We start from the raw sequence: 1,651 nt of genomic DNA on the forward strand, positions 1-1,651 counted from the left end.
CTCTGTCTGCTGATGGGCCGACGCCGATCAGCGGTGTTACCGGCAGTGACGCGGTGACTGGTGCGACGGTGGAGGCGGGTGAGTACGACCTGTCGGAGGTTGACGGGCCGGCCGGTTACACCGCGTCGGACTGGACCTGCACCGGCGCGACGATCGAGGGTGCGACCGTCTCGGTCGCCAACGGTGGGGACGTGACCTGCACGATCACCAACGACGATCAGCCGGGCACGTTGACGCTGGTCAAGGACGTGGTCAACGACAACGGTGGCACGGCCGAGCCGGGTGACTGGACGCTGTCTGCCGAGGGGCCGACGCTCATCTCTGGTGCGACCGGCTCTGAGGCGGTGACTGGCGCGACGGTGGACGCCGGAGGCTACGAGCTCTCGGAGTCCGGAGGCCCGGGTGGTTACGTTCCCGGTGATTGGACCTGTACGGGTGGAGAGCTTGAGGGCATCACCGTCACGGTCCCGAACGGTGGGGACGTGACCTGCACGATCGTCAACGACGACCAGCCGGGCACGTTGACGTTGGTGAAGGCGGTCGTCAACGATGACGGTGGGTCGGCGGAGGCGACCGACTGGACGCTGTCTGCTGACGGGCCGACGCCGATCAGCGGTGCGACTGGCACTGGCGCGGTGACCGGGGTGACGGTGAACGCCGGTGACTACGACCTGTCCGAGTCCGGCCCGACCGGTTACGCCGCGTCGGACTGGGTCTGCACCGGCGCGACGATCGAGGGTGCGACCGTCTCGGTCGCCAACGGTGGGGACGTGACCTGCACGATCACCAACGACGATCAGCCGGGCACGTTGACGCTGGTCAAGGACGTGGTCAACGACAACGGTGGCACGGCCGAGCCGGGTGACTGGACGCTGTCTGCCGAGGGGCCGACGCTCATCACTGGTGCGACCGGCTCTGAGGCGGTGACTGGCGCGACGGTGGACGCCGGAGGCTACGAGCTCTCGGAGGCCGGAGGCCCGGGTGGTTACGTTCCCGGTGACTGGACCTGTACGGGTGGAGAGCTTGAGGGAATCACCGTCACGGTTCCGAACGGTGGGGACGTGACGTGCACGATCACCAATGACGATCAGCCGGGCACGTTGACGTTGGTGAAGGAGGTCGTCAACGATGACGGTGGGTCGGCGGAGGCGACGGAGTGGACTCTGTCTGCTGACGGGCCGACGCCGATCAGTGGTGCTACCGGCAGTGACGCGGTGACCGGTGCGACGGTGGAGGCGGGTGAGTACGACCTGTCGGAGGTTGACGGGCCGGCCGGTTACGCCGCTTCGGACTGGACCTGCACCGGCGCGACGGTGACCGGTGCCACCGTGGCCGTCCCCAACGGCGCAGACGTGACCTGCACGATCACCAACGACGACCAGCCGGGCACATTGACGTTGCGCAAGCAGGTGGAGACCGGGGCAACTGGCGCCACCGACGTGCCTGCGGACTGGACGCTGACCGCCGACGGGCCGACGCCGATCTCTGGTGCGTCCGGGTCACCCGCGGTGAGCGGCGCGGCGGTGAACGCCGGAACCTACGAGCTCACCGAGGCCGGTCCGGGTGGCTATGACGCAGGGGACTGGAGCTGTGAAGGGGCCGGAGGGACGTTGGAGGGGGCGTCGCTCACGTTGGCCAACGGTGCCGACGT

At 68.4% G+C, this 1,651-nt stretch carries 1 pseudogene; it reads left to right on the forward strand.

Annotation, left to right across the window (positions count from 1 at the left end):
- Positions 1 to 53 precede the first annotated feature (53 nt).
- A pseudogene (locus KV100_RS19210) lies at positions 54 to 1,651 on the forward strand (hypothetical protein); the annotation flags it as partial.

Origin of the sequence: Mumia sp. zg.B21 (assembly GCF_019550855.1) — a bacterium.
Taxonomy (GTDB): Bacteria; Actinomycetota; Actinomycetes; order Propionibacteriales; family Nocardioidaceae; genus Mumia.